General features: G+C 29.1%; 18 protein-coding genes and 2 pseudogenes. All 20 read left to right on the top strand.

Annotated features, from left to right (window positions below):
• Positions 1 to 6: 6 nt before the first annotated feature.
• The 20 genes and pseudogenes from BO51_RS00660 to pseC all read left to right on the top strand — a co-directional run bounded on the left by BO51_RS00660 (position 7) and on the right by pseC (position 25,593).
• Complete coding sequence (locus BO51_RS00660) at positions 7 to 1,224, top strand: four-carbon acid sugar kinase family protein (RefSeq protein ID WP_496483071.1); 1,218 nt, start codon at positions 7 to 9, stop codon at positions 1,222 to 1,224.
• On the top strand, positions 1,221 to 2,186 hold the full coding sequence (pdxA, locus tag BO51_RS00655; RefSeq protein WP_496483070.1) for a 4-hydroxythreonine-4-phosphate dehydrogenase PdxA: 966 nt from the start codon (positions 1,221 to 1,223) through the stop codon (positions 2,184 to 2,186). The genes BO51_RS00660 and pdxA overlap by 4 nt, the downstream gene beginning before the upstream one ends.
• A 448-nt stretch (positions 2,187 to 2,634) precedes the next feature.
• On the top strand, positions 2,635 to 2,757 hold the full coding sequence (locus BO51_RS00650; protein WP_496483069.1) for a hypothetical protein: 123 nt from the start codon (positions 2,635 to 2,637) through the stop codon (positions 2,755 to 2,757).
• Between the two features lie 117 nt (positions 2,758 to 2,874).
• Positions 2,875 to 3,246: a hypothetical protein gene (locus tag BO51_RS00645; RefSeq protein WP_496483068.1), complete on the top strand. Its 372-nt coding sequence runs from the start codon at positions 2,875 to 2,877 to the stop codon at positions 3,244 to 3,246.
• A gap of 1,364 nt (positions 3,247 to 4,610) precedes the next feature.
• Positions 4,611 to 5,633: an FRG domain-containing protein gene (locus BO51_RS00640; RefSeq protein ID WP_496483067.1), complete on the top strand. Its 1,023-nt coding sequence runs from the start codon at positions 4,611 to 4,613 to the stop codon at positions 5,631 to 5,633.
• A 780-nt stretch (positions 5,634 to 6,413) separates the two neighbouring features.
• Positions 6,414 to 7,301 (top strand): formyltransferase family protein, encoded by an 888-nt coding sequence (locus BO51_RS00635; RefSeq protein WP_496483066.1) that lies wholly within the window; start codon positions 6,414 to 6,416, stop codon positions 7,299 to 7,301.
• A 733-nt stretch (positions 7,302 to 8,034) separates the two neighbouring features.
• Positions 8,035 to 10,149 carry a glycosyltransferase gene (locus BO51_RS00630; protein ID WP_496483065.1) on the top strand — a complete coding sequence of 705 codons (2,115 nt, stop codon included), beginning with the start codon at positions 8,035 to 8,037 and terminating at the stop codon, positions 10,147 to 10,149.
• A 419-nt stretch (positions 10,150 to 10,568) separates the two neighbouring features.
• Positions 10,569 to 11,711, top strand: a complete 1,143-nt coding sequence (rffA, locus tag BO51_RS00625) for a dTDP-4-amino-4,6-dideoxygalactose transaminase (RefSeq protein ID WP_496483064.1) — start codon at positions 10,569 to 10,571, stop codon at positions 11,709 to 11,711.
• 58 nt (positions 11,712 to 11,769) lie between these two features.
• A complete protein-coding gene (gene rfbA, locus BO51_RS00620; protein ID WP_496483063.1) occupies positions 11,770 to 12,636 on the top strand; it encodes a glucose-1-phosphate thymidylyltransferase RfbA in 867 nt (288 codons plus the stop codon).
• Between the two features lie 16 nt (positions 12,637 to 12,652).
• A complete protein-coding gene (rfbB, locus tag BO51_RS00615) occupies positions 12,653 to 13,708 on the top strand; it encodes a dTDP-glucose 4,6-dehydratase (protein ID WP_496483062.1) in 1,056 nt (351 codons plus the stop codon).
• Between the two features lie 460 nt (positions 13,709 to 14,168).
• On the top strand, positions 14,169 to 17,057 hold the full coding sequence (locus BO51_RS00610) for a DEAD/DEAH box helicase (protein WP_496483061.1): 2,889 nt from the start codon (positions 14,169 to 14,171) through the stop codon (positions 17,055 to 17,057).
• A gap of 206 nt (positions 17,058 to 17,263) precedes the next feature.
• The gene (locus BO51_RS00605) at positions 17,264 to 17,890 is read left to right on the top strand and encodes a PrpR N-terminal domain-containing protein (RefSeq protein ID WP_496483060.1); all 627 of its coding nucleotides are present in this window, start codon (positions 17,264 to 17,266) and stop codon (positions 17,888 to 17,890) included.
• Positions 17,863 to 18,168, top strand: a complete 306-nt coding sequence (locus tag BO51_RS00600; protein ID WP_496483090.1) for an AAA-type ATPase lid domain-containing protein — start codon at positions 17,863 to 17,865, stop codon at positions 18,166 to 18,168. The genes BO51_RS00605 and BO51_RS00600 overlap by 28 nt, the downstream gene beginning before the upstream one ends.
• Positions 18,169 to 18,331: 163 nt before the next feature.
• On the top strand, positions 18,332 to 18,598 hold the full coding sequence (locus tag BO51_RS00595) for a hypothetical protein (RefSeq protein ID WP_496483059.1): 267 nt from the start codon (positions 18,332 to 18,334) through the stop codon (positions 18,596 to 18,598).
• Positions 18,501 to 18,812: pseudogene (locus BO51_RS00590) on the top strand (4-hydroxythreonine-4-phosphate dehydrogenase PdxA). The gene BO51_RS00595 and the pseudogene BO51_RS00590 overlap by 98 nt, the downstream one beginning before the upstream one ends.
• Positions 18,813 to 19,575: 763 nt before the next feature.
• On the top strand, positions 19,576 to 21,558 hold the full coding sequence (locus BO51_RS00585; protein WP_496483058.1) for a hypothetical protein: 1,983 nt from the start codon (positions 19,576 to 19,578) through the stop codon (positions 21,556 to 21,558).
• A gap of 432 nt (positions 21,559 to 21,990) precedes the next feature.
• Entirely contained in the window at positions 21,991 to 22,098 is a 108-nt protein-coding gene (locus tag BO51_RS00580; protein ID WP_496483089.1) for a GDP-mannose 4,6-dehydratase, read from the top strand.
• Positions 22,099 to 22,913: 815 nt separating this feature from the next.
• Positions 22,914 to 23,021: pseudogene (locus BO51_RS00575) on the top strand (DUF2188 domain-containing protein); the annotation flags it as partial.
• A gap of 361 nt (positions 23,022 to 23,382) precedes the next feature.
• A complete protein-coding gene (pseB, locus tag BO51_RS00570) occupies positions 23,383 to 24,387 on the top strand; it encodes a UDP-N-acetylglucosamine 4,6-dehydratase (inverting) (protein ID WP_496483057.1) in 1,005 nt (334 codons plus the stop codon).
• Positions 24,388 to 24,402: 15 nt separating this feature from the next.
• Complete coding sequence (pseC, locus tag BO51_RS00565) at positions 24,403 to 25,593, top strand: UDP-4-amino-4,6-dideoxy-N-acetyl-beta-L-altrosamine transaminase (protein ID WP_496483056.1); 1,191 nt, start codon at positions 24,403 to 24,405, stop codon at positions 25,591 to 25,593.
• Positions 25,594 to 25,595 lie beyond the last annotated feature (2 nt).

Below are 25,595 nucleotides of genomic sequence, written 5' to 3'. Positions count from 1 at the left end.
TGTATGATGGGCGAAATACTGATAATTGCAGATGATTTTACTGGTGCTAATGACACAGGAGTGCAGCTAAAAAAAAGAGGTATAAAGACTAAAGTCGTATTAAATGGTGCACACATCAAAAATGATGGGTATTCGTATGTTTTAGATACTGAATCTAGACCATTAACAGCAGGAGAAGCTAAGGATGAAGTTTTTTATGAATTAAAAAATGTAAATTTAGATGACTATGATTTAATTTACAAAAAAGTAGATTCTACTTTAAGGGGCAATATATCTAGTGAAATAAAAGCAATAGATGAGATCTGTTCTCCAGATATAATAGTATTTGCACCGAGTTTTCCAGACATTGGGAGGACAACTATAGGGGGGATACATTTAGTCAATGGAAAGAGAATCACCCAGACGGAGTTTGCAAAAGACCCTAAAAAACCTGTTTTAGTAGATAACTTAGAGGATTTATTTACTGATTTTGATAAAGAAGATATACAGGTAAATAGTTTAGATAAACTTAGAGCACATAACTTGAATTTGAGTGAAAAACGCATTCAAATATTTGATATTGAAGAAAATGACGATTTTCATTTATTAATTGATGAAGTTTTTAAAAGCCAAAGAAAAGTTTTATGGGTAGGCTCAGCAGGTTTAGCAAACGAGCTATTTAAGAAATTATATCCTCAGAAAAGTGCCATCGCAGTCGTAGGAAGTTTAAGTGATGTGAGTAAAGCACAAGTAAACTATGCTCTTAAAAAAGGAATAGATATCGTAAAAATAGAGATAAGTAAACTATTAGAAAATGGAGATATAAATAGTTATGTAGAAAAAATAAGGGAATTGATATCTTTAAATAAAGATCTAATAGTGACAACATCATATTCAGATGAATACTATATAAATGCTTTAAAAAAGGGAGAGGAGCTTTCTATGACAAAAGAAGAGATAAGTAACTTCACTCAAAAGATATTGAGTAAGATAGTTATCTCAGGCATAATGGGTTTAGACATCAGTGGATTATTTATAACAGGTGGAGATACGGCTATAGAATTTATTAAAGCTTTAAATGCTAGAGGGTCAATCATTGAAGAAGAAGTGATTACCGGCATACCATTGATGAGATTAGACGGTGGAGTGTATGATAAGATGAAAGTTATTACAAAAGCTGGTGCATTTGGAGATGAAAAGGCTATAGTTTATTCATTAGAAAAAATCAAGGAAGTGAGAGAATGAAATTTATTGGGATAACGATGGGAGATCCCGCAGGAATTGGGTGTGAAATAACTCTAAAAGCACTAAAAAATGATGATTATCGAAAAAAATCTATCATATTTGGAAGTGAAAAAATTGTTAACCACTTCATCAAATTATTAGGGATAAATAAAGAGGTCAATTTGATTAAAGATACTCTTGATTTTGATGAAGAAAAAATCAATGTGGTAAATGTAGTCGATATTGATTTAAATGATTTTGAGTTTGGGAAAGTATCAAAGTTGTGTGGTGATGCAGCATATAAATACGTAGAAACTGCAATCAAATGGGCATTAGATGGGAAAATTAAAGCTGTAGTCACGGCTCCTCTTAACAAAGAAGCACTCCATTTAGCAGGATACAATTACGATGGGCATACAGAAATATTCGCGCATCTTACCAATACTAAAAAGTACGCTATGATGCTTTGGAGTGAAAAACTTAAAGTGATTCATGTTTCTACGCATGTATCGCTGAGAGAAGCATGTAACAGAGTGAAAAAAGATAGAGTATATGACACTATAGTATTGGCAAATGACACATTAAAAAGAATGGGTATCGAAAACCCAAGTATCGCAGTTGCAGGGCTCAATCCTCATGCAGGAGAATCTGGCATATTTGGAAATGAAGAGATAGAAGAAATTTCACCAGCTATTTTAAAAGCAAGAGAAGAAGGAGTAGATGTAACAGGACCAGTCGCTCCAGACACAGTATTTTTAAAAGCCTATAAAGGTGAATTTGATATAGTGGTTGCCATGTATCACGACCAAGGGCATATATCTATGAAACTATTAGCATTCGACGAAGGGGTAAATATAACAGTAGGATTACCTATTGTAAGGACATCTGTTGACCACGGAACAGCATTTGGCAAAGCAGGAAAAGGCACAGCAAATGAATCAAGTATGATAGAAGCGATAAAAGCTGCAGATTATTTCGATTGATATTTTGATAAAAAGCATCCAAGTGAATTACTTGGATGTTTTTTATCGATTTCTTTTATATATTTAAAATTCAATAAAATATACGATATTATAAATATAAAAATATGCTTAGAACAATTAGTAAAAAGTGATTCTAAGCATATTAGACTTTGTAAACTAATATGATATAGAAATCCCAGTGCATATACAAAATAATTTGCAGTTATTGTTTGAAAAATTGAAGCAGTAGGTTAGTATCAAATTATGCGGTATACATATCAGATTTCTGGAAGGTTTGAATTTTACCATGCTTATTAACATATGTTGAGGATATAGAGAGAGGAGTTTTGTAAGAAAGACAAAGTTCTGCATCCACTGGAACTATTAACGCATCTAGTGTAAATATTGTAATAGGGTATGCGATTAATTCATCTTTAAGTGTTGATATTCGATTCATAATATTAAAGTAATGATAGATGAGAAGGATGGAGTTGATAAAGAAGAGCTTACTGCGTTATTGTATGAATTTAAAGAGTTTCTTGGTGATATAGAGGATTCTCATCATATTTTCCTAAGAATAAAAGATTTATAAATCGGGTTTTAGCTCATTTTAGATAAGCATGGTTGGTTTTATGCTGAAATAGTGGGTTTTATTGGAATGTAGCAATGAAAATATAAATTGGTAGTTGAGGAAAGGAAATGGTATAGAATGAATAAAGAAAAAAATGAAAAAAGTATATTAATGGAATATTACTCAAATGTTTTTAAAAAGGCTAATATAACATTTGTAATTAGCTGTTTTGGAGTTGTTATTGGCATTGCAATAATATTCAAATCTGTTATTTCTGGAGATCTTAATTGGCATAGTTTATCATCAAGTGTTATTATTGAAGCAGTATCATCATTGCTTTTTGTATTAGAAGATAGAATGAGAAAGACTGCACATGAAACGATGAGGCTTATTAGATTAGATAATAATAATTTGTATTGTGAAAGAATATTAGAAAAAATTCAAGATAAAGAAGTACGAGATGAGGCTATTTGTGACATCATTGAGGTAGTGATTGGAAAGACTAAGTAACTAATTATAAATTACATTAAATTATTACATATTGAAGGCTTAAAGAAATTCATTAGTAGGATCAGGGAAAAGTGCACGTGGATGTCACATGAATATTAACTTATTTAAATATTGGAATATCAATGGGTACAGTTGTAAAAAAAGAAATATTCAAAGAAAATTAAAAGTTCCGTGCTTGTCGCTTGAGTTAATGAGTTAATTGTAATCTAAGAAATTCGACTAGAACAGGCTTTTGAAGAATAAAAAAATCGTGAAGAATAGGAAAATGTGTGTTTGGCACCAAAAACTTGTTAGGTATGAGATTTAAATGAGCATTTCCTGGTATATTTTTGGGTAACTTGAGATTACTGGCATTTTGATAATGGGATCGAGTAATGGAGCATTAAAGATATTGGTGGGTAAAAGAGACATATTTATTTTAAGCCAGAAGGATATGAATTGTTTGAGTCTGCTTTGAAATATAAATTATAGATGATTACATCTCATAAACATAGTGTGTGAAGGGCAAGACTATAAAAAAGTGGCATACCTATGGAGGCTGAAGTGATATGAAAAAAAATAGGGAGCAATGAATATGACTTAATACTCATAGATACCAATATAATAAGAGAATTATTGAATTTCCAATCAAATACGAGAAAAGGATTTTTTCATAAAGCTTTTTTATCAGAAAATAAATATGCACCTTGTTCTTACATTTACAATGTTATTGAACTAATACCATAAAACGATTTATTTGAAAAATTTTTAGACATATTTTCTGAAATACCTTGTTTGATGCTATTTACGGCTAAACAGTTTATCAAGGCAGAATATGATGCTTTTATAAATGGAGATAGTTTGCAAATTAACTGCAAATTGGCTAATGCCTTTACGCCAGTTATTGATAATGAAAGTTATAATTTAAGGAAGTTTATTAATAAATTAAAAAAGACTCATCACTTATAACAGCTATCCAAAATGAAGTTTACAACCTGCCAAGTATAGCTAATGAATGGGAAGAAGGTAGACGCTTTAACAGTACAATAAGTGATCGTTTAAATGAAAAAGATTACTTAAAAAATGAAGCAAGGACTCTTCTGAAAGATATAACTAATTGGGGTATCAATCCCAAAGTAGAAATAAATGTTGAAAAACTTCCTGTATTAAGGATGAGGGCATATTCGCAGTTCATGAGAGTACATTTAACCCAAAAAAATTAAGCCAAATGATGTGATGAATGTGCACATAAGCTCAGCAATTCCATATGTTGATGCTGTCCTTACAGAGAATTACGCTGAACAACAATAACTTTACATTAGAAGAACTCAAGATTTAGGATATTTTCGTAAAAAATAATCCAGTTATGCGGAGGTAACACACATATGAGTGATAGAATGATATATGAAGATATCTTCGAAGCTATCCGAAAGCTTGAAGATGGGAATCCAATTATCAACCTCAAAGATAAATCATTTGGGTATTTAAAAAGAAATCTCCATTTTAATATAATGGAAATGCCAGATGGAACAATAGGTGCTTTTCCTCATAATATGTTTATCGGATATTTCAGAGGAGAGAACAATGACTATGATGATCTTTATCCCTGTGTCCCAAGCATATTCCGAATTAAAAGGCCAGAAGATGCTGGAAAAGATGGATATCGCAAACAAGATTTAATTGTTATTGATGAATTAAAAATATTAGAATTCGAGCTGATAATCAAACAATTTCCACAAGTAAATTATGCACTTCAAGATTATTGTGATGTTGACTTCATTGCACTCGCTCAGCACTATGAATTAAATACAAATTTACTTGATGTTACAAGTGATATTGCAGTAGCGGCATTTTTTGCAACTCATTATTATGATTCAGAGAAGAATGATTATTTGATAAAAGAAGATGGTATAGGGTGTTTAAGAGCTTATTATAATATTATGATTGAATATGATGAAAATCAACCATTTAAATTGATTGGATTACAACCTTTCAAAAGGCCAGGATTACAGTGTGCATTTGCGGTTAAGATGGGCAAAGATGAAAATTTTGCGAATTTTTCTAATAAGGTTCTATTTAAACAAAGTCCTAAATGGAATCAAAAAATACATGATTTATTTTATAATAATGGTAAAAATATATTATTTCCAGATGAAGAGATAGTTGAAGCTGCAAGAAAGGTAAAAGAATCAATGAAAATTTCAAAATACACAATTGAAAAATATTGTAATATTAATCAGAAATCAATAGAATATGTAAATAAAATACTCAACAACTATGGATATGATATTGTAGAGAACTTGAATTATAAATTATCAAGGCAGCAACGAAGAAAGCTTCAAAGAGAATATAAAGGAAGACCATATGGAGATGCGGTTGTGAGATCAAGACTAACTTATATACCGTAGTATATTTTAAAATCTAATAAATTAAAGGATTAAAATTTTATGAAATCATATAAATATCTATGTTAATTACTGAAATATAAAATAAGTAGGTCTAATTTAATATAATTGTTCATTTGAATCTCTATGTTAAGTAGCTTAGTGTAAAATAATTGTTGGACAAAAAACAAAAAAATATAGAGAATAATCCTCAATTTGATATAATGCAATTGCCCAAAAAACATAAAAAAACCTTAATCACTAGATTTGGGGAATTAGAATTTGAAAAGGTTTATTATAAAAACATAGAAAAAATAATTATGTATATATATTTGATGAATTACTAGGCATAGAGAAATATGAAAGGATAGAAAGTAATCTAAAAGGAAATATTTTAGATAAGTCTGCTGAAGTGAGTTAGAAAAAAAGCAGCAGTACTATCAATACCTGTGGATATTAGTAGAGAAACAGTGAAGAAAATCATAAGGGAAAATGGTGCAATAGATAACCTAGAACTAATAATAGGAGAGAAATAAAGAATAAATACAATATAAATATGTACAAAATGGTCTATTAACATAGATTCATTAAGATTAAGTAAAATTAAAATTACAAAATGGGATTATTATTTTAATATCATTTAGAAATTTATTTAATCATTAATTGACACTATCATGGTGCTTGCTCTACCTCACAATAAAAAAATTTGATTTAGAAAAGAATTATTGGGATGAATTTAAAATATTAAAAATGATGGATTTTTAAAGGAAAATAAATAGAATTAAACAATGGAGGTAAATACAGATGCATAAAGTAGTCTTATACTTAATGAATAAAAGAGGACTTGAAGTATTAAAAACATTAATAGAAAAATATTCAGCTGATATTATTGAATACGTGGTACTATCAAGAGATCCAGCAGTTCAAAATGATTATTTTGATGAATTATCGCTGCTGTGCGTTGAATCCAGGATAAAACATTTTAATAAAGATGACAATTATCCCAAATATGATGGCTATAAATTTGCAATTGGCTGGCGGTGGATGATTTCTGATTGCAAAAAACTAATAGTCCTTCACGATTCTATTTTACCTAAATATAGAGGTTTTTCTCCTCTCGTGAATATGTTAATTAACGGGGAAAGAGAAATAGGAGTTACAGCATTTTTTGCAAATGAAGATTTTGATAGGGGACCAATCATATTACAAAATAAAATGGAAATTCGATATCCCATTAAAATTTCGGAAGCAATTGATTTGATATCAACATTATATCAAAAAATCGTCTGTGAAGTTGTTGATAAAATACTTAATGAAGAGAGTATAATAAGAAACACTCAAAATGAGGATGAAGCTTCATATAGTGTATGGAGAAATGAAGAAGATTACTTCATAGACTGGTCGCAAAATGCTGATGTCATTAATAGGACAATTGATGCTTTAGGATATCCATATAGTGGTGCGAAAACAAATATTAAGGATGAAATTATTGTTATTGAAGAGGCAGAAGTTATTGAAGATGTTGTTGTGGAAAATAGAGATGTAGGAAAAGTTCTTTTTATACAAGATAGTTATCCAGTTATAATATGTGGAGTTGGATTACTCAAGTTAAAAAAAGCAAGATCAATTGATGGAAATTTTAACTTGTCTAAAATAAAATTTAGAACGAGATTTGGAGGAAAGCATTATTAGCTTTGATAAAACTTTGTGTATTTGGAGAAAAGGGTTAATAATCTTCTTTATACAATTTACAAAGAAGTAACTTCGTAAAGATAAATTTTTTATTAATCGATGCAACATTATTATTACTATATTGAAAAGAACTTTATCATATATTTAAAGTATTGTTAAATTTTTTTGTCACATTCACGAGAAACATTATTTAGCGTTAAATAATTGTTGGATAAAAAATATAGAGAATAATCCTCGGTTTGATATAATGTAATTGCTAAGAATATAAAAGATGGTGGAAAATGTTTTGCGAAAAATATTATGCAATTTAAAACAGAGAAAGTGAATAGATAAATTGTAAGGAAATTAATTACTGTTTTTTAAGGTGATTAAAAGATGAATTCATTAACAACTATAGGTTGAAAGATTATAGAATTAGGAAGCTATGTTAGCTAACTATGCCAGCTTGTCTAACAACATTAGAATCAAATTAAAAATTGGGATATTTTAATCATAAAAATATATACTAGATAAACTTAAACAATCTTAGAAGATCAGTGGATACGATCCAAGTGGATATTTTAAAATATTAGCTTTTATTACAATTTATTTACATATTTATTTTTAAATATAATATAGAATCTGGACAATAATTTCTTTTTATATAAAAATAGGAACTACTTAACTATCCTGTACTTAATCTAAAGATTTGTTTTATATAATGATAATTATTTTTTAAGGTGGTATGATTACGATGAAAAAGAAGGCTATTTTATGGTTTTATAAGGGGATAACAATAGAGGAAGACAATGACATTTTAGACGTTTTTGATTCTCAAGATTATGAAATACATATTTTTAACGATGTTAATGAGAATAATTTGTTATTCGATAACATATTTTATATAATAAATATTTTATTTAACAATAATTTAGATGATTATGAAATCTATATTGCTAGTAATGTTAAAGAATTTATATTAATTGAATATATTCTATATAAGCAGTGGATAAATGGTTTTTTATATTTAAACAATAATGGTCAACACATAAATACAAATAAATTTTATTCTTCAATATTAGACGAAACGATAAACAAAACAAATGGCAAAAATTTCTATGTAATAAAAAATGAGGAAGGATTATTTGAGGGTTATAGTGTTTTAAAGGATCCTTATGAATTCAATGATTCTGACAATAACTTTGAAAATGAGATTTACTATATAAATGGAGAAAACCATATTTTTTCATTTAAAACCAATATAGAAACAAATATTATAAAAATAGATAATTCGGATATTGATAAATGTAATAAATATGTTTTCCATTATAATATAGATTATGTTGACGATATAATAAATAAAATAAAATATTATTCTAGTATTTCAACAAAAGAATTTGCAAATAATTTTGGACATATTCAACAACTGTGGGAAGAAATTTATGAAGTACTAAATATTAAAAATTTATTTGAATTGAATCTTGCCAAGTTTAAATTAGAAAAGAGCCTATATGATTTTAATGAAAATGATAGATTCATAATATTATTATGTTCCGCATTAATCAACATATATCATGAATCAAAATATATAGATTTTTTTGTAGAAACATTAGTTAACAGTAAAACTCTTAGTAAAGAAAATAAATTTTTTTGTTACTATCAACTAAAAAGATATAATTTCCTAAATAAAAATGAAGATAATAAGATTTATAAATATCTTAAAATATTGTATGATAACATATATGATGACTATTTAGCACATAGAGCATTAGAAAGAGTACAAAAAAATCAAAGAGATGATCAATTTATATATGTATTTACAAGTCAATTTTTAAGTGAACACCATTCACCTACTAAAGTTGCACTAGACATATGCTATAATTTAATCAAGCATTTCAATAAAAAAGTTATTTTAATTAACACAAAAGAATGTTTAACTTTAGAGGGAATGATCCCAATGTTTAATATCACAAGAGGAAATGTAGTTGAACAATTCAGTTCAATAAATAGTATAAATTGGAAAGATACAATAATTCCATTTTATCAACCTTATGTTAATATGCCAGATGATCAAGAAATAGATATTATATTAAATTCTATACAAAAAAACAAACCATATTTAATTATTAACATTGGTCAGTCAATAGTTGGAGATATAGCGTCGAATATTATACCTGCAGTTACAGTACCTTTAGGGATGTATGAATATTCAAGATCTAATTTCTATGCTGTTAATAATGAACATGATAAAGAATTATATACTAAGCTTTATGATTTTAAGGAAGAAAATATGATTACTTCAAAATTAGCATTTGAGTTAAAAAATCAAGTTGAAAAATTTAATAAAAAGCAATTAAACATACCAAACAATAGATTTATATTAACCGTAGTAGGTAATAGGTTAAACTTTGAATTAGATGATGATTTTCTAAGAGTATTAGACATATGTTGCAATGAGTTAAATGCTTTTGTAGTCTTTATTTCGAATTACGAATTTAATAATGAGCAGAAAAAACAATATGAGTATTTGTTTAGAAATTTTAAAAACATGGGATTTCAAAAAGATCTATTAGCTATTATGGAACACGTTGATTTATTTATCAATCCAAGAAGGAAAGGTGGAGGTACATCAGCTATTTATGCACTGTATAAAGGTAAGCCGGTAATTACATTAAATTACGGAGATGTTGCAAAAAACGTAGGGGATGAATTTTGTTGTGAAACATATTCAGAGATGTATAATTTAATAAAAAAATATTATTTAGACAAAGATTTTTATATGAACCAAAGTAAAATTGCCAAAGAAAAAGCTCTTCAATTAACTAACACAAAAGTATTTATTAAAAATATATTAGATTTTTTTGAATAAAAGCAATTTATAAATTAACAGATTCAATTAAGGAAGAAGGCAGTATAAGCTAAAATTTTAGTAATTGTGTGTTCTTTCTTTTTCTCATAATAACTAATAAATACCCAATCTGATGATTACACTGAAAGAGTTTAACTAATCCGACTGTTCCTGATAAGTATAAACTTGAAACAAAAAAACAAGCAGTAAAAAAAAGCATGTAATAGTTGGTGCTGGTAGTATAATTTGCCCTGGAGTGATATTAGAAGAAGGGTGCTCTGTTGGCGCAATGTCTTTGGTAACAAGAAGTACTGAACCATGGAAGATTTATTCAGGTATACCTGCAAAACAAATTAAAGATAGAAGAAAGGATTTGTTAGTTTATGAGAAAAAATATTTGGAAGAGATTGAGTAAAAAGTGAGTGAAGGTGAATCTAAAGATGATTGATTTTAATGTACCACCCTATATTGGAAGAGAAATAGAATATATCAAAGAAGCAATAGAAAACAATCAAAAACTATGTGGAGATGGACCATTCACTAAAAAGTGCAATAATTGGATGGAAGAAAATTTCAATGTATCAAAAGTTCTGTTAACAACATCATGTACTCATGCATTAGAAATGGCTGCTATCTTAGCTGATATTCATCCGGGGGATGAGGTAATTGCACCATCATATACTTTTGTTTCAACAGTAAATGCTTTCGTGCTAAGGGGAGCAACCATAGTATTTGTGGATATAAGACCAGATACCTTAAATATTGATGAAAATTTGATTGAAGATGCAATAACTGAAAAGACAAAAGTTATCATTCCAGTTCATTATGCAGGCGTTTCATGCGAAATGGACAAAATAATGGATATAGCAAAAAAATACAATTTAATTGTTATAGAAGATGCAGCACAAGGAGTAATGTCAACATATAAGGGGAAAGCTCTTGGTGCAATTGGTGATTTAGGTGCATACAGTTTTCATGAAACTAAAAATTATTCAATGGGAGAAGGAGGAGCTTTAGTAATAAGGAACTCAAAATTTATTGAACGGGCTGAGATAATTCGCGAAAAAGGAACTGATCGAAGTAAATTTTTTAGGGGACAAGTCGATAAATATTCATGGGTAGATGTGGGAAGTTCATATTTACCTAGTGAATTAAATGCAGCATATTTGTATGCTCAACTTGAAGAAGCTATAATGATTAATGATAATCGACTTAAAACATGGGTCCAATATTATATTGGGTTAAAAGAATTAGAAGATGAAAAGTTAATTGATTTACCAGTAATACCTGAATATTGTACCCATAATGCCCATATGTTTTATATAAAATGTAAGAACCTTGAAGAACGAACATCATTAATTAATTACTTAAAGGAAGAAGGTATACATTCGGCATTTCATTATGTACCTCTCCATAGTTCTAAAGCAGGATTAAAATTCGGACGTTTTCATGGAAAGGATAACTATACTACTAGAGAAAGTGAAAGGTTAGTTAGATTGCCAATATATTTCGGATTAGAAACTGAGAAAACTAAATATATTATTGATATGATTCATAATTTTTACCAAATTAAGTCTAGATGAACTTAGAGTTCATAATAAATTATAAAATAAGAATTAGCAAAATTTAAGGAGAAAAATGATGAAAGGTATTATATTAGCAGGAGGGAATGGTTCTAGGCTTTATCCTATAACACAAGGAATTAGTAAGCAATTACTTCCAGTATATGATAAACCTATGATATATTATCCATTATCTGTCTTAATGTTAACAAAGATTAAAGATGTTTTACTTATATCCAATTCAGAGTACATACATTTATTTGAAAATTTATTAGGAGATGGGAATAGACTTGGAATGAAAATTCACTATAAAATTCAGGAAAAACCAAAGGGATTAGCAGATGCATTTATTTTGGGTGAAGAATTTATTGGTGAAGATGATGTGTGTTTAATACTCGGAGATAATGTATTCTATGGACAAGGGTTTGTTGATAAACTCATAAAAACATCAAAAAACAACAAAGGGGCAACTATATTTGGTTATTACTTAAATAACCCGAGTGATTTTGGGGTTGTTGAATTTGATGACAAAGGTAAAGTTGTTTCACTGGAAGAAAAACCAGAAAAACCTAAATCACATTATGCAATTCCAGGACTTTATTTTTATGATAACTCTGTAATTAAAAGAGCTAAGAGACTTAAACCATCTGCACGAGGAGAACTAGAAATAACAGATCTGAATCGAGATTATTTAGAGGAAGGCAGACTTTATGTAGAATTACTTGGAAGAGGTTTTGCCTGGTTAGACACAGGAACATATGATGGACTTGCAGATGCCTCTGATTTTGTAAAAACTATTCAAAAGAGGACAGGATTGTATGTAGCTTGTATTGAAGAAATAGCTTATAAAAATGGCTGGATTACTGAAGAAGAATTAATAAATATTGGAATACAATATCAAAAAACAGAATATGGGAAGTACATTCTTTCTCTAATTAGTGATTAAAGAAGGGAGAGATAATTTGGAAACTATTTTAGTCACTGGTGGGGCTGGGTTTATTGGAAGTAATTTTATTAAGCACATGTTATGTGAACATCAAGATAGCTACATAGTCAATTTGGATTTGCTAACATATGCTGGTAATCTAGAAAATTTAAAAGACATAGAAAACAATGAAAATTATACTTTCATTAAAGGAGATGTAAGAGACAGAGAATTAGTTGATAGTATTTTTGATAAATTTAGTATAAACAAAGTTGTTCATTTTGCTGCTGAATCTCATGTTGATAGAAGCATAGAAGATCCTGAAATATTTTTAAGTACTAATATTTTAGGTACTCAAGTGTTGCTTGATGCAGCAAAAAAACATTGGAAGATTAATCCAGATGATAAATATTGCAATGAATACATTGATAATGTAAAATATTTGCAAGTTTCAACAGATGAAGTATATGGTGCTTTGGGTAAAGATGGTAGGTTTAGCGAAGATTTACCATTGTTGCCAAATAGTCCTTATTCAGCATCAAAGGCAAGTGCTGACTTAATTGTAAGAGCGTACAATAAAACATATGGGTTGCCAATTAACATAACTAGATGTAGCAACAATTATGGACCATATCAATTTCCTGAGAAGTTGATACCTCTAATGATAATAAATTGTCTAAATGATAAAGAACTGCCAGTTTACGGTGATGGCATGCAAATAAGAGACTGGCTACATGTAAAAGATCACTGCAGTGCTATAGACACAGTATTGTACAAAGGAAAGAACGGAGAAATATACAATATTGGAGGAAATAATGAGAAAGCAAATATTGAGATAGTAAAATTAATCATCAGTAGATTAGGAAAATCAAGCAATCTCATTAAATATGTTAAGGACAGACCTGGACATGATAGGAGGTATTCCATTGATAATACAAAGATCATGACTGAACTTGGTTGGAAACCTTCTTATACATTTGAACAAGGTATGGAAGAAACTATAGATTGGTATTTAAATAATACTGAATGGATTAATAATATAATTTCTGGTGACTATACCAACTACTATGATATGATGTACACATGGGTTTAACTTGTTGGTGATGCATTGACTTATTTGTTTCTCAACCCATTAACCATCAAAAACTGTAGAACCTCATATAAGCATAAATGTGATCAGGATGGGTAGACGGTAAGGCTGTATAGTGAGATATTATGTTGGCGATGAAAGTGATGATTCATGTGATAGTTGATGTGATTGATTCCATGTGAGAGCTGATATAACAAACTCAGAGCTGATGAAATAAACTTTATGTGAGTTGCTGTGATTGGTTCACATATGCTGTGATAAACTTTATTTGTAACAAAGAGTATTGAATTAAAACGGGAATTTAAGATATGTAGAGTTGCCCATTTTATTTCTATATAGAGGTGTCAGAGTATTGTATTAATGGGCGAGATGTGGAATAGCTGATAAGTTTGTTGTATCGAGAATTTGTGAAGCCATATAAAAAAGTTAATTAGAACAGGAGCATACATGGGTGGGAATTAAGATGAATAGTTATTTTTCAAAAAATTACAGGAAAATAGAATATCCTAAGGCTGATGGGATGAATAGTGGATTAAGGAATGCACAGTTAGGTGCTATTCATTCAATTTCATCATTTTTTACACTGAATAAAGCTAAAGCAGCTATCGTTGTAATGCCTACCGGTTCTGGGAAAACTACTGTTTTGATGATGACTCCGTACGTTTTAGAATCCAACAAAGTTTTAGTTATTACCCCAAGTAAGTTAGTGCGAAGTCAGGTCTCTGAAGAATTTTCAACATTAAAAATACTGATTAAAGTAAATGTTTTTTCTGATAGAATAAATAAGCCAAGAGTATTTGAGATGAAAAGTCTTTACAAAGAAGATCATGATAATCAAATTGAAAATTCAGATGTAATTGTTGCAACACCTCAAGTTGGATTGAGCTTATCCAGAGCGGAGAATATTAGAAATAAATTTGATTTAGTATTGATTGATGAGGCACACCATGTCCCTGCAAAAACATGGACCGAAATATTAGAAAACGTAAATGAAGCAAAACACGTCTTATTTACTGCAACTCCATTTCGAATGGATAATAAGAGAATAAGAGGAGATTTTGTTTATAATTATCCACTATCTCAAGCTTATAAAGATGGTATTTTTGGGGAAATACAATACATACCTATATCAAATGCCCAAAACAAAGACTATCTTATTGCTAAAAAAGCAGAGTCAATTTTCCTTCTTGACCGTGAGAAGGGATATGAACATTTTTTAATGGTGAGAGCGAGCAGCAAAGATAGAGCTAAAAAATTACAAGGCTTATACAACTCTGAAACAATATTAAATTTACAAAGAATTGACAGTTCTATGAGTTCCAAGACAGTACATAAAATTATAGATCAGCTACGTAGTAAAGAGCTAGATGGAATAATATGTGTTGATATGCTTGGAGAAGGCTTCGATTTCCCAAATCTAAAAATTGCAGCAATACATGATCCGCATAAATCTTTAGCAAATACACTTCAATTTATTGGAAGATTTGCACGTACAAATGCTGATAATATTGATGTAGCAAAATTTATAGCAATGAATGATGAGGAGTTAGTAATCGAAAATAAAGCACTTTATAAGAGTGATGCTATTTGGCAAGAAATAATAATTGACTTAAGTGAAAATAAAATAAATAGTGAAGAAATAGAAAAAGAATATATTGGTGAATTTTTGGCTGATAATAATAATCAAATTGATCCAGACATGGATTTATCTCTGCATACTATTAGGCCTAATTGTCATGCGAAGCTATACAAGGTGACTGGTTTTGATATTCATGGGAATTTTCCAGAAATCTGCAATATCGATTATGGTCCATTTTTGAATAGCGAAGATAATACTATCGTTGCTATAGGGAAGGATTATGCAAATCCGAAATGGTATACTGGTAATAATGTAAAAGATGAAGAAAATATTTTATTTATAGTACACTATCAAAAACAGACAGGAATCTTATTTATATACTCACAAGTTAAAAGTGAATTTATCTATGACCAAATAGTAAAATCATTTTCTGATAGTTATGAGAAAATACCAAAGCATGAAATGCATAGGGTGCTAGGAAACTTAAAAGAATTCGAAATTTTCAACTCCGGAATGCAAAATAGATTTAATGAATCTGGAGAATCTTACAGGATATCTGCTGGATCTGATGTTAGCCAAGCAATCGATCCAAGTACAGGTAGGCTATATTCTGCAGGGCACGTGTTTTGTAAGGCAACACAAGAAGAACAGCAAGTTACTATTGGATATAGTAGTGGTTCAAAAATCTGGAGTAGTGCATATGCCAACTTAAAAGATTTTGTGTCTTGGTGCGATTTAAATGGTGTTAAAATATTTAATTCTGAAATGGTGGTAAAAACTAATACAAATTTTGACTTTTTATCTATTCCCAAAAAACTTGAAGAGTATCCCCAAAATATTTATTTTGCAGATTTTTCAGGAGAATCTTATACTAATCCTTCATTAGTGTATGATAATACTGGAAGTAAGCTCGGCATCATAACTGATCTTGAGATTAAGATAACGAACATAGAAAAAGATACAATTACTACACAAGCGTCGATTGACGAGATAGGGCAGAGTCTCATTTGTGACAAAGATGGTAATTACCTATCCGTAGAAGAAAAAATATTAATTTTTGAGGGGAGACAGAAAATTGGTTTATCTTCGTACCTATCAAATTATCCGTTGATATTCCGCACTACTGATGATGTTATGATTCAAGGGAATGAAATCAGCGAGGGAGATCCAAAAGCTATTGTTTTCACTAATGATAATATCGTGACAATCCCTTGGAAAGAAAAATTTAAAACGGATGTGAGTATTGAAATTAGAACAACAGAAACTAGCAAGATAGGTAAATCAATTCATGAGACACTCAAAGAGCTTCTTTCTGAGAATGTAGAACTTGATTACATTATATACGATCATAGTTCTGGAGAAATGGCAGACTTCATTACAATTCAAAGTAAAGAAATGGAGTATGAAGTTATTTTTTATCATGTTAAGGCAATGAGTGCAAAAAATTATAACTCAAGCATAGGAGATATATATGAAGTAGTGGGTCAGGCTATTAAGTCAACAATATGGCTAAAAACTAAGTCAATTTTTCTTCAGAAAATAAGGGATAGAAGAAAATCTGATCATTGTAAATTTATTAAGGGAGAATATGAGAAATTCCTGGAGGATATGAAAAAACAAGATAAAGTGCTGAGAGGTAAGATAATAGCAGTTCAGCCATCTATATGCAAGAACATGGACATGCCAGATAAGATCCAAGAAGTATTAGCGGCAACAAATTATTATATTAGAAATTCCGGCAAATTCAAATCATTTGAGATATGGGGAAGTTAAGATACCAGTCTATAAAAGTAGACATTGAAAATATGGAGAAACACATATTCATAGAAAACATAAACTAAATTAGATTGCAGAACAAAATGGAGCCAATTTATTTTTGCAATTAAATAAACAATTAATTTACACTACCGCTTTTAGTGACTTATTTTTTTCACCTATTTTTTGATATAATACATATAGTATTTGAAAGCGGTGATTTTATGAAAGATATAGTAATCATAACTCCATTTATAGAGTTATTTGAATTAGCAAAAAAAGTTGTTAATGAAAACGATTATGAAAATATCGATGTCATATTTGGGGATTTGAGTCAAGGAGTAATTGAAGCTAAAAGAGCTGTTTCATCTGGTGCGAAGATAATCATTTCTAGAGGTGGAACATACAGCATGATAAAAAGAGAAGTAAATGTTCCTGTTGTTGAAATTGCAGTGACTTCATTTGATCTTTTAAGAGGCTTTGTCGAGCTTAAAGGATACAAAGATAAGATTGGGCTTGTCGGATATCAAAATGTCATATCAGGTAGTGATTTAATAGGTGAATTACTTGATTTAGATATAGTTAAGATCGAGATAAATAGAGAAGATAAGGCAGAAGAAGTTATCAAACCATACATAGATCAAGGAATAAAAGTATTTGTAGGAGATACCATAGGCAGCAGGATAAGTAATATAGGAGTTGATGACAAAGCAAAGGTAGCTGTAGCTACATTTAATGACATAACAGAGCTTCAAGAGCTTGAAAATAATTTAAGGTTAATGCTCTCAAAAAAGAGAAGTACTCAGAAAAATACAATAAATCAATCAAATATATTTCAGAGGATTCTTTAGATTACTTAACTAATTATGATTACGATGGAAATGTCAGAGAACTTGAAGCAATGATTGAAAGGGCGTCTATCCTTACAAATACTGATAAGATTGAAAAAAATGACATATTCATTGAGCCAGAAAATACTGGTATACATGAGAAAAAAGATTTAGAAAAACTTTTAGTCGATGACTACTTAACTTTGGATGAATTAATTCAGCATTGGTGTAGTCAAATCGGTCCTGACTTAGCGGTGGATCCGGCACTACATCTGGTCTTGCAACAAATTCAGTTGTAGGGTATGTGACAGATAAATTAGTGGATTTAAATGGACATCTATATTTTCTTAAACAACTGAATTTATTGGAGCAGAACATATATTAGCAAAGAGGGCTAGAAATGAAAAAGTAGCTCAAAAAATTATGAAGATAGTGCTGAATTGTGAGTAAACAGCAAATACAATGGGAGTTGATTTAAGGAGTGGTCAACCTACACCAGGAAATATTGAAGGCGGGCTAACTACTATCGAAGAAAAATCATTGGGCTGCATTTATAAAGGTGGTACGAGAACGATTGAAGATGTATTGGCATATGGAGATATGACAAGTGGCAAAGGATTGCATATAAGATATAGAAGATATTTCAGCAGCTATTTTAAAAGCAAGAGAAGAAGGATTAGATGTAGCAGAACCAGTTGCACCAGACACAGTATTTTTAAAAGCCTATAAAGGCGAATTTGATATAGTGGTTGCCATGTATCACGACTAAGGTCATATACCTATGAAACTATTAGCATTTGACGAAGGGGTAAATATAACAGTATAATTACCTATTGTAAGGACATCTGTAGACCACAGGACAGCATTTGGCAAAGCAGGAAAAGGCTCAGCAAATGAATCTAGTATGATAGAAGCGATAAAAGCTGCAGATTATTTCGATTGATATTTTGATGGAAAACATCCAAGTGATTTACTTGGATGTTTTTAGCTTGATTTTATTTGCTCAAAGTATAGTAAGAATATAATGAATGCATATTATTAGATGTTGATTTTATCCTTCATATATATTAAGAGAACATCATAATACTTGTGAATTGAAAATAATAATTCATATTGCAATATTTATCATAAAAAATGAATATAATATTATGAGAGAGATTATAAAAGTAAATTAGCTAAAACTCAGTATATTGTGATTTAATAACAAATAAGCGGGAATAACTAAAAGAAAGAAAAAAATGTTTTAGAAAACGATGAAAAAGTTTATAAATAAGATAAATATAACATATTATTTTAGAAGTTACTTTATGTTTTTTTATAATTAATTGACTTTATCGAGGATAATGCCAAGATGGATATTATTACAATGTTTTGGTATAATACCTTTATCGTCAGTACAAAACTGTGCAGTTTAATAAACTATTATATTTTTTAGTTATGACACAATTACAGTAATTATTATCCACCTAAAAGAAATAAAAATTTTAAAAATGGGAATTTAAAATAAAATATAAAATAAATTTTCAAAGCTATACTATAGGTTATTCAGGGATATGCCATCCCATTCATATATCAATTAAGAGATGCTATTAATAACTGTAGATTTTTAATCGATAGCTGGATAATTGGAGAATTTTAACTAACGTTAAATGATAAAAGATATAAACTTGTTTCAAGAATTTAATTTATGAGGTGAAATAATAAATATGGTCTCAAATTATAACAATATAGATATTAGAAATCTGAATCTATTTATTAACAATGAGATAAAAAATAACAATGTTAACAATCTCGCTTTGATAGCTGTTAGGGATTTAGATGATGATCTATCTGTTATTCTCGAGCCTAATTTAGCATATAAAGACGTATATCATGGGTTGCATCCTAAATTTAATGTAGAGACGTTAAAAAAATTCATTTCTGATCTTAAAAATAATGATTATAATAGCTTTAAGGCTGAAATCAAACAGAGAAATAAAGAATTTAATTATATGAATCTCATTATAGATGAAGATTATCATGACGTATTTTTTACAAAAATATTTAATAGTATTGAATTTAATAATATTGATGAGAGAGAATCACTTGAGGAAGCATTGCTAGGCAAATGTATATTACAAATGTCTACTCACTACGGATATATAGTGAATACAAGAAATAATGAATCCATGTACAATTATGTAATATCGTTTTTAATCCTTAAAAATATAGAAGAAACTATATATTGGTCAAGGAATGATAAAGATTTACAGATAAATATTTTCAATATATGGCCAGAGGATTATATTAAAATACTATCTGGAGAATTTTCTTTTGTTGTTGAAAACAATTCATTGTTCATTGAGAAAGCATCAAACTGTTTTGATAATAAATTGATTATGGACTTTCTAAAGCATGACGGTGAAATTTGGGAAAAATATTATAAACTGATAGATACTGATACTTATTATTCTGGAGTAATGCCTTGCGTTAAAAGTATTAATTATGATATTAGCCAAATTCATAGTTTACCAACCAAAATCCTCACTTTTAAAGTTGTTAGAACAACTTATGCTACTGTAGATGCATTTGATAACTCTCTTATCAACAAACATGAATTTTTAAAAGGAACTGAATATGGGAGCCTAATTAACTCTTTCGACACATATGAGGATAAAATTCAAGACTCTATTTTACATAATGATATTTTAGATTTAATAGAATTCTCAAATAATTTTGATTATGAGAAAAAGCACATACATATAATTAATGAGTACTTGAAAACTTCATTGAATACTCATACTATAGCAGTTTCATCAAATTTAGTCACTACAGATGATTATTTAATAGTTGCAATAAGAGGAAATAAAAGCATAGACTCTGGAGAAATATATTGTTCTGTTAATGGACAATCAGAATTTGTTGACGAAAATGTACCATTCTATAGACAATCTGTATATGAGGACTTACCTACAATGGACTATTTTTCAAAAACAAGAGTAGACTTAAATTATGAAATACAGAGGGAATGTATAGCAGAATTAGGAATAACATCTTTCAACTATGGATGGAAGTATAATGGAGTTTCATATTTAAGTATTAATAATAGATCTGATTTATACATGGATATTAATTCAAAATCGAAGAATAACGGCCCAAATGATAATAATTATCCATATGTTAAACGAAGGATGCACTTCAATGTGTTATTAAATAATAGGGTGCCGTATACATTTTTTGAAGTGAAAAAAGCTTATAAAACAGCTACTGAATGTTTTGAAAATAAGTCATTAATTGGGATAAAAATAAATATTCATGAAAGTAAAATTAAATACCTGTTACAAAAGTCAATAAATTTATATAATTTTATAAGAAAAAACAAATCTGAGATTCTGATATTGGGTGTATTTATTTCTTTAATTTTAGGTAAAACCAATAAAAATAATCTGGGCAATAATTTTTATTTTGACTTAGTGATCTTTATTTTATACATAATAATTTTGATTAATGATAATGTAAGAAGTTTTAAAACGAAAAGAAATACATTATATGAAAAAAATGTATTTTTATTTAATACTAATAATAGTATTATTAAATATCGCAAAATACTTAATAAAATAAAAAAGATTAATGATAATTTTAAATTCAACGGTATTTTTTTAGTGCTGTTCTATTGGTATATAAAAGATTTATCAAATGATAATCAATGATGTTCACAAAATATTAATATTACTAGTTAGTTGTGTAAATGCAATAAGTAGTCAAAACTTTAAGAATGACAGGAAAACAGAGTAAAAATCAAACGCAAAATCTCGTATTAATATATTCAAATAATAAGTTATAGTTCTAACATATTAGTTTTTTTATCATTCTATAATCTTTTTAGATATTAATTTGAAATAAAATGATGAACTTGGACAATGATTTTATTATTATTTTTTACGAAAATCAATCTTAATTATAAATTCAGGATTTAATTTCAAAATTTATTTTATTATAATTATTATTTAAGTTGATGTGCTTAAAATGCAAGAAAATAATTGGAGAAATATATAATGTTGGAAGAAACAATAAGAAGACAAGTGTCGAGATAATGAAATTGATTATTAGTACATTAGGAAAATCACACAATCTTATAAAATATTTATTACAGACCTGGACATGATAGAAAATATGCAATTGACAATACAAATATAACAACAGAGCTAGGTTGGCAACCTGCTTATACTTTTGAACAAGGGATGAAGTAAACTATTGAATGGTATTTAAATAACGTTTAATAGATCGAAAATATGTTATCTCACGATTACATGAAGCATTATGAAGGATGAAGGCATGTATTCTGGAATAGAAGAAACTTCTGTTTTCAAATAAGAATTTTAATTTTTAAATATAAGCCTTTGCTTTAAAAGACAACATAGGTTGTGCATATTATTATAATATTTATCTAATGAGAATATGAAGACATTGAGAAATACAGAGTATGACTTGCGAAAGGTACTGAATCAGTAGTGCTATAATAAACTATATATCCATATAATAAATGGGCATTTTAAGATTTTAAGAATTGCCCGTTTAATTTATAGGAGTATATGTCAGATATTATATCAATAGTAGGAGAGAGATATGTAAAGTGAAAGATGTCATCGTTGATAACTGGATTTCAGTATGGGACCTTTACAATGAACCTATTAAATATTACAAATCAACTAGACTTAAACTTATTGAGGCACCACTATATTTAATGTTTCATCTCATTGGAAACTGACGACATGATAGATATAAGATTATAAATAAAGAAAATACATCTATACTGGCAGCGATATTTATGTTTTGAAATTTTACGTTATACACTATAAAATTGTAAATTGCATAAAGAGAGTCCTATTCTCAAACTCGAATGTAATAATCAAATTGCATACATTAAAATGGATTTGCTGATTAGCGTCATTGGAGCATTGAGAAAAAGATGAATAATAGCAAAAAGAAGATAATAATAAGGTAAGTGCATATCTCAAATTATAGGAGGTTTTAATGGGGAAAACAAGATTCACATCATGTATTACCAAATAAAGATGGCGGATGGGATGTTAAAAGGAGTGTTTCACAGAGAGTCAGTTACAATGCTGACACAAAAGCAGAAGGAATTATATTAGTAAGAGAGATGATCTGATGTAATGCTAGTTAGATAGTATTTAAAAAAAGATATTGAAGTAAAGGCTTTTATGAGATTATTTTTACTATTAATTCTATAACGAAAATTTCGAGAAGTAATTTTTGATATATATATCTAGGAACTTATTTTTAATTAATATCAATAGGCGAAAGGTAACTTAGAATAAATAGGGCACAAAATATATAAAATGAAAAACGTTTATTTATTTTAATTAATAAGTTGGAAGTGCTATATATAATATAATATAAAAAATACGATATAATAAGTAAATAAGCATTGAAATAAATGATATAATTATGTGCTTAAATATAATATATATTTATTTTATTCGAATTATAATTATAAGCGGGTGATAAATTTGTTAGAAGGGAAAACAGTATTAATAACAGGAGGAACTGGTTCATTTGGTAGAAAATTTACAGAGATTTTATTGGAGAGATATGACCTTAAGAAAATAATAATTTATTCTCGAGATGAATATAAACAAGATATGATGAGAAAAGAACTCTCATATAAATATGCAGATTCAATTTCAAAATTAAGGTTTTTTATTGGTGATGTTCGCGATAAAGATAGAATGTATAGAGCTTTTAAAGATGTAGATTATGTTATTCATGCAGCAGCTATGAAACAAGTCCCTACATGTGAGTATAATCCGTTTGAAGCTATAAAAACTAATATTCATGGAGCACAGAATATAGTAGATGTAGCCCTAGATTGTGAAGTAAAAAAAGTGATTGCCTTGTCAACTGATAAAGCAGTTAATCCAATTAATTTGTATGGTGCAACAAAGTTGGTTTCAGATAAATTATTTGTCTCAGCAAATTCATATCGTGGAGGAGAAGGCACTGTATTTTCTGTTGTTAGGTATGGCAATGTATCTGGAAGTAGAGGATCTGTAATCCCTTTCTTCAGAGAGTTACTTAACAATGGGGTTAAAGAGCTTCCAATTACAGATCCGAGGATGACAAGATTTTGGATGACTCTCGACGACGCAGCTGATTTAGTAATAAAAGCTTTAGAAGAATCCAAAGGTGGAGAAACATACGTATTCAAAAATCCTTCTTATAAAATTACTGATATAGCTAATGCTATGAATCCAGGTGGCAAGATTAATGTTGTTGGAATTAGAGAAGGAGAAAAACTGCATGAAGTTATGATAACTAGTGATGATTCTAGGAACACATATGATTATGGAGACCACTATATAATTTATCCGAACTATATTTGGTGGTCAATGGATCATTACTTTAAAGAAGGAGGCACTTTAATTGAAGAAGGCTGGGAGTATAATTCTGGAACAAATTCTGATTGGTTAGATGTAGAAACCTTAAGAAAGAAGATAGAAGAGTTAGGGCTATAAATTGGAGGAATGCATATGGATAAACTTGCTATATTTGGAGGAAGACCAGTAAGAGATACCTACTTACCATACGGAAAACAAACTATTGATGAATTAGATATTAAAGCCGTCATTAATGTATTAAAAGGGGATTATCTTACTACTGGCCCGGTAGTAAGAGAATTTGAACAATTAGTAGCTGACTATGTAGGAGCTAAATATGCTGTTGCTGTTTCAAACGGTACCGCTGCTCTTCATATGGCTTGTTTTGCAGCTGGGATAAAAGAAGGTGATGAGGTCATTGTCAGCCCTATGACTTTTGCAGCTTCGTCTAATGCTGTATTATACTGTGGAGGCACTCCTGTTTTTACTGATATTGATCCAATGACTTATAATATTGATCCGCGTAAAATTGAAGAGAAAATCACAAATAAGACTAAAGCAATTATCCCAGTAGATTTTTCAGGACAATCTGTTGACATGGATAGTATTAAAGAAATTGCAAATAAAAATAATTTAATCATAATTGAAGATGCTGCTCATGCATTAGGTAGCGAATATAAAGGGGAAAAAGTCGGAAGTCAAGCGGATATGGCTGAATTCAGTTTTCACCCAGTAAAAACTATAACAACTGGCGAGGGTGGAATTGTAACTACAAATAGTGAAGGCTTATATAAGAAAATGATGATTTTTAGAACTCATGGAATCACAAGAGATCAAGAGAACTTTAATGAAAATCATGGACCTTGGTACTATGAGCAACAATATCTTGGATATAATTATCGACTGACTGATATTCAAAGTGCACTTGGCATAAGTCAAATGAGTAAAATTGATAATTTTATCAATCGAAGAAGAGAAATTGTTAAACTATACAATGATGCATTTAAAGATCTAAAAGAAATTGCAACTCCATTCGAAGAAGAGTTTTCTAATTCAGGTTGGCACATTTATGTGATAAAAATTAAGCCTGATTTATTAACTACAACTCGGAAAGAAATCTTTGAAGCACTACAAGCGGAAAATATTGGTGTTAACGTTCATTACCTTCCTGTTTATCTTCATCCTTATTACAGAGACTTAGGATATGAAAAAGGGCTGTGTCCAAATGCCGAAGAATTGTATCAAAACATGATAACTTTACCCCTATTTCCCAGCATGTCAAATGAAGATGTTAGTGATGTTATAGCAGCCGTGAAAAAGGTAATTGATTTTTATCGAAAGTAGGG

The organism is Soehngenia saccharolytica DSM 12858 (assembly GCF_059568515.1).
This window is presented reverse-complemented; position numbering and strand designations above follow the sequence as displayed.

Excerpts from the sequence above, each read along its gene's own strand:
- BO51_RS00585 (WP_496483058.1), top strand. The coding sequence starts at position 19,576 with ATGGTCTCAAATTATAACAATATAGATATTAGAAATCTGAATCTATTT.
- BO51_RS00660 (WP_496483071.1), top strand. The coding sequence starts at position 7 with ATGGGCGAAATACTGATAATTGCAGATGATTTTACTGGTGCTAATGAC.
- BO51_RS00635 (WP_496483066.1), top strand. The coding sequence starts at position 6,414 with ATGCATAAAGTAGTCTTATACTTAATGAATAAAAGAGGACTTGAAGTA.
- BO51_RS00605 (WP_496483060.1), top strand. The coding sequence starts at position 17,264 with ATGAAAGATATAGTAATCATAACTCCATTTATAGAGTTATTTGAATTA.
- BO51_RS00595 (WP_496483059.1), top strand. The coding sequence starts at position 18,332 with ATGGGAGTTGATTTAAGGAGTGGTCAACCTACACCAGGAAATATTGAA.
- rfbA (WP_496483063.1), top strand. The coding sequence starts at position 11,770 with ATGAAAGGTATTATATTAGCAGGAGGGAATGGTTCTAGGCTTTATCCT.
- pdxA (WP_496483070.1), top strand. The coding sequence starts at position 1,221 with ATGAAATTTATTGGGATAACGATGGGAGATCCCGCAGGAATTGGGTGT.
- BO51_RS00645 (WP_496483068.1), top strand. The coding sequence starts at position 2,875 with ATGAATAAAGAAAAAAATGAAAAAAGTATATTAATGGAATATTACTCA.
- BO51_RS00610 (WP_496483061.1), top strand. The coding sequence starts at position 14,169 with ATGAATAGTTATTTTTCAAAAAATTACAGGAAAATAGAATATCCTAAG.
- BO51_RS00650 (WP_496483069.1), top strand. The coding sequence starts at position 2,635 with ATGATAGATGAGAAGGATGGAGTTGATAAAGAAGAGCTTACTGCGTTA.
- pseC (WP_496483056.1), top strand. The coding sequence starts at position 24,403 with ATGGATAAACTTGCTATATTTGGAGGAAGACCAGTAAGAGATACCTAC.
- rffA (WP_496483064.1), top strand. The coding sequence starts at position 10,569 with ATGATTGATTTTAATGTACCACCCTATATTGGAAGAGAAATAGAATAT.
- BO51_RS00630 (WP_496483065.1), top strand. The coding sequence starts at position 8,035 with ATGAAAAAGAAGGCTATTTTATGGTTTTATAAGGGGATAACAATAGAG.
- BO51_RS00640 (WP_496483067.1), top strand. The coding sequence starts at position 4,611 with ATGAGTGATAGAATGATATATGAAGATATCTTCGAAGCTATCCGAAAG.